The sequence below is a fragment of the Pseudonocardia nigra genome (assembly GCF_019396355.1).
GTDB lineage: Bacteria > Actinomycetota > Actinomycetes > Mycobacteriales > Pseudonocardiaceae > Pseudonocardia > Pseudonocardia nigra.
Map to the genome: position 1 here is coordinate 1 of NZ_JAHKRK010000367.1, position 4,124 is coordinate 4,124.

Genomic DNA, 4,124 nt, shown 5'->3' on the forward strand with positions numbered 1-4,124 from the left:
AGCACCAACCCAGCCACAACCCGATCGAGATCATCAGCCATGCCCGCACAGCTACCGACCAACACGCCCGATCCGGCGGCGACACACCACGGTCCTCGTGGCAAGGCCGGTCAACGTGCTCCGGGTCCACCCCGCGGCACGCCGCGCGGTGCCGGAAGTCCTCCGACCGCACATGCCCCGCCACCGGCTCCCGCCGGGTCGAGCGCGCCGTCGGCGCGCTCATCGGCTCGCCTCCTGATACGGGGCGAGCTCCTCGCACAGGTCGGCGGCCTCCGGCCGCGTCAGGCGGATGAACACCGTCTCCGTGGCACCCTCGAAGGTCAGCAGCACCGTGTCGTCATCGGCGTCACCCGGCGTCCCAACAGCGAACGCGGGCGACGTCTGCCGAACCACATCTGCCCTCATCCCACAGCCCCCGAACCCTCGGTCAGCGGCTCCGACGCGTCCGCCACCGCGGACACGAAGTCCGACAGCATCCCCGGCAGCCCCGCCCCCGCCGGCGTCGCAATGAACAGGCCCAACGCGATCAGCGAGAACACCACCGCCCCGCCCGCGCTCCGCGCCTTCGCACAGATCACCGCCCCGACGACGGCGAAGAAGATCAGGGCTCCGATCGTTCCCATGGCTCACACCCACCCAGCGGCGTCGACGACGGTCTGCTCGGCGGTCGCGACGTCCGCCATCGCGTCGATCGCCTTCGCGGGCACGATCAGCCGCCCCCAGATGCGGACCGCTAACTATAGCACTAATATTAGTACTTGCATCGTCGGCTTACGCGACCTTGGCAGGCTCAGGCCGTCTCACCCGGACCGACCGCTAACCTCAGGACCGAAATCAGCAGGTCAGGAGGCGCGCGTGGCGAAGGACTGGGACGCAGTGGCGGCAGCGATAAAGGCGCGGCTGGCCGAGATCGACATGACGCAGGCGGAGCTCGCCGCCCGGGCCGGCGTTGCGCTCATGACCGTTCGGGAGCTGCAGCACAACTTGCAGCCGCGGCGCCGGAACCCACGGACGCTGGCCGCCGTCTCCGAAGCCCTGGGGTGGCCTGCCGACCGGCTGTCACGAATCCTCGAAGGCGAGCCGGTTGCCGCCGTGGACGCGGACGACCCCGTCCTCGCGGAACTTGACTCGGTCAAGGAGGACCTGAGCGCGATCGTTCGACGGCTCGACGCCATCGAGCGTCGGCTAGGGCCCGAAGCCGAGCAGTCCTGAGCCTCTCGACGCGCCTCGTGACCGCGTCAACCTCGGCCCGGAGTTCCTCGAACGCCCGCCGCGACTCGGGCGGCTGTGGTGCACTGCTGTTCATGCCGTTGACCATTGCGATCGACGGCGGAACAAAGCACGTCAGAACGCTGGCAGCAACGGGCAGAACCCCGGCAGACTTGCGGTAGGCGGGGAGGGGGTCAGCATGTCGGGCGCGGGCGGAAGCATCGACGAGCCTTGGGGCCTGCGACTTCGGCGCTGGCGTGACGACACCATGCACTGGTCCCAGCAGGACCTCGTCGACCAAGTCGTCCGCCTCGCGTTCCAGACGAAGGAGGAACGCGGAACTCAGCTGGACGTGCGCCTGGTCAACCGCTGGGAGAGCGGTGCCGTCAGACGCCCACAAGCGATCTACCGTCGACTACTCGGGCAGCTATGATCGCGTCGACGAGCACATGGAAGCAGCCCCGAGGTGCCGAAGTCTGAACGTGAGAAGTGTCCCGCTTCCACCGCCGGGCGCTGGCTCGGCGTGCGTGCTCGGTGCTGACGCGCCCCGGTCGTCCGCCTCGTCGATCGGTGGCACGACCCGCAGGCGGTTCCCGAAGCGCGTGAGCAAGCCCCACTCCTGGGCGAGCGACAGAGCCCGCTTCGCCGTCGACAGAGAGACGCCGTGTTTCGCCGCGAGCGCCGCGGCCGGCGGGACCGCGTGGTGAGCGGCCAGGACGCCCTCCTCGATCTGCTCTGCCAGGCCGGCGGCGAGCACCTCGTACGGGTACCGCGGGTTCGTGCGCGCTCGCGTCGCCTCGTCGACCTCGGGCGGGCGGGGTGGCATGCCCGCACCGAGTCCGTGTGCCGCGCGCTGGTCGGCCTCCGCCACCCAGGCGCTGTAGGTCCTGAGTGTGGTGGTCCCGCCGCCGCTGTGGCCGAGCCGACCGGCGACAGTGCGCGGATCGACACCTCCGGCGATCAGCTCGGTGGCCGAGTAGTGGCGGAGCTTGTGGAAGGTCGTTTCGATTCCGAGGCGGGCGGCGAGCCGGTCGTAGCGCTGGGTCACGCTCTCCGGTGCGGGGAAGGTCGAGCCGTCCGGGGACGGGGAGAACAGGAACGCGTCAGCGGGGAGCTCGATGCCCAGCGCGCGGGCTCGCGCGTCACACCGCTCCAGATGCTCGCGCAGCACCTCGGCGGTCCCGGGGTCGAGCGCCACGCGGCGCTGCTGGTGCGTTTTCAGCTCGGCCTCGACGAGCGTGCCGTGCTCCTTGCGGATGGCCTTCCGCAGCCACACCGTCTCCCGGCCCTCGTCGAGGCTCAGCGACGAACGCCGGATCGCGCACATCTCGCCCCGCCGGGCGCCGATGGTCATCGTGGTCCACACGAACGCGCCCCAGTCCGGATCGCGCCACGCCTCGGTGACGATCCGCGCCGCCTCGGCCGGGGTCGGCGGCTGGGGGTTCGGCTTCGGCGCCGCCGGCGGCCTGGCCTGACGGACGGGATTCACGGCCACCCACCGCCACCTCACGGCCCGCTCGAACGCGCCGGACAGGAGGAAGTGCATGTGCCGGACGGTCGCGGGCCCGAGACCGCGACAGACGTGGGGCCCGCAGCGGCCGTCGCACTCGTGCTCCCCGTCGGTGCGGTGGGTGAACGTGCGACGCCCTGAGCAATGATCACGGCAGCGACGAAGCTCGGCGTAGAACGAATCCAGCGCTTCGGGATCCAGCTGCCCGACGCCGACGCGCCCCAGCAGGGGGCTGATGTGCTTGCGGACGTAGCTCCGGTACAGATCGAGGGTGTTCGGCGCGCCGTGGAACTGATCCAGGTAGCGGCTGAGGAGCTGGTCGAGCGTTGCGGACGTCCGCGGGTTCCGCTTCTCCGCCACCTGGATCAGGAAGCGATCGCGGATCAGCTCGGCCTTGCCCATCGCGTCGGGCCCGGGCGGCACAACCTCGATCAGGTTGTGCCGCTTCTTGGTCACCGGGTCGATGCCGGCGTACACGCGGACGCGCAGCGCACCGCTGCGCAGCGTCTCGATGTTGCCGCGGGCTCGGGCCTTGCCCGCTCTCGGCCGTCCGGACACGGGCGGAGAGTAGCGCGTTCGTGCCACATGTGGTGCCACGATCGCGCTTGCCGAGGCTCCGGCACGTGCGTCTTGCCTGGTGGGCGCGGCAGGGTTCGAACCTGCGACCGCTCGGGTGTAAGCCGAGTGCTCTCCCGCTGAGCTACGCGCCCCGGTCGCCGGGCCCGGTCGGGCCCGGCGGGAGGTCAGGCGGCCAGGTCGGCCACGGCCTTCTTCCAGCCCGTCTGGTCGCGGGCCTCGCCCGGCTGGTTCACCTCGGCGAATTGGACGATGCCGGACTTGTCGATCAGGAAGGTGCCGCGCACGGCCATGCCGCGGTCCTCGAGGAAGACACCGTAGTCCTGCGCCGTCCTGCCGTGTGGCCAGAAGTCCGACAGCAGCGGGAACTCGTAGCCCTCGGCGTTCGCCCAGGCCTTGAGCGCGAACGGGTGGTCGACCGAGATCGCGAGGATCTGCACGTCGTCGTTCTGGAAGCTGGACAGGTCGTCGCGGACCGCGCACAGCTCACCGGTGCACACACCGGAGAACGCGAACGGGTAGAAGACCACGAGGACGTTGCGGTCGCCGCGGAACGACGACAGCGTCACTTCCTGGTTGTTCTGGTCCTTGAGGGTGAAGTCAGGGGCCTCGCTGCCGACCTCGGGCGCCATGGGCTGGATCTCCTCGGATCGCGATGTCTCGTCGCGGAGAGCCTAGTCGCGCGCCACCGCCGCGACCCAGCCTAGTGTTGCGTGTCGTAAGTGACTTTACGATGGCTGGTTGAGACAATGCCGTATGCCGACTGCTGCTCGCCTGGAGGTCCGGGGCAAAGACAAGTCGACGCTGCGTTCCTGGGTGCGGGCTTCGG

General features: G+C 70.0%; 5 protein-coding genes and 1 tRNA gene. 1 reads left to right on the forward strand and 5 read right to left on the reverse strand.

Annotation, left to right across the window (positions count from 1 at the left end; genetic code table 11):
• Both KME75_RS40340 and KME75_RS40345 read right to left on the reverse strand, forming a co-directional pair.
• The coding region (locus KME75_RS40340; protein ID WP_219420271.1) for a hypothetical protein at positions 1-223 on the reverse strand (223 nt) is incomplete at its 3' end.
• A 178-nt stretch (positions 224-401) separates the two neighbouring features.
• Positions 402-623 (reverse strand): hypothetical protein, encoded by a 222-nt coding sequence (locus KME75_RS40345; RefSeq protein ID WP_219420272.1) that lies wholly within the window; start codon positions 621-623, stop codon positions 402-404.
• 232 nt (positions 624-855) lie between these two features.
• On the opposite strand from KME75_RS40345, the gene KME75_RS40350 reads away from it, so the two are divergent.
• Positions 856-1,212 carry an XRE family transcriptional regulator gene (locus KME75_RS40350; RefSeq protein WP_219420273.1) on the forward strand — a complete coding sequence of 119 codons (357 nt, stop codon included), beginning with the start codon at positions 856-858 and terminating at the stop codon, positions 1,210-1,212.
• Between the two features lie 424 nt (positions 1,213-1,636).
• Here KME75_RS40350 and KME75_RS40355 read toward each other — a convergent pair whose 3' ends face one another.
• The 3 genes from KME75_RS40355 to KME75_RS40365 form a co-directional block, all read right to left on the reverse strand.
• Entirely contained in the window at positions 1,637-3,277 is a 1,641-nt protein-coding gene (locus KME75_RS40355; RefSeq protein WP_219420274.1) for a site-specific integrase, read from the reverse strand.
• A gap of 77 nt (positions 3,278-3,354) precedes the next feature.
• Positions 3,355-3,429: transfer RNA gene (locus KME75_RS40360), tRNA-Val, on the reverse strand.
• Between the two features lie 33 nt (positions 3,430-3,462).
• Positions 3,463-3,927, reverse strand: coding sequence for a peroxiredoxin (locus KME75_RS40365; RefSeq protein ID WP_219420275.1), 465 nt, complete (start codon positions 3,925-3,927; stop codon positions 3,463-3,465).
• Between the last annotated feature and the right edge of the window lie 197 nt (positions 3,928-4,124).

What these genes read in the sequence shown, in the direction of transcription:
- KME75_RS40345 (WP_219420272.1), bottom strand. Translation starts at nt 623, where the DNA reads ATGGGAACGATCGGAGCCCTGATCTTCTTCGCCGTCGTCGGGGCGGTG.
- KME75_RS40365 (WP_219420275.1), bottom strand. Translation starts at nt 3,927, where the DNA reads ATGGCGCCCGAGGTCGGCAGCGAGGCCCCTGACTTCACCCTCAAGGAC.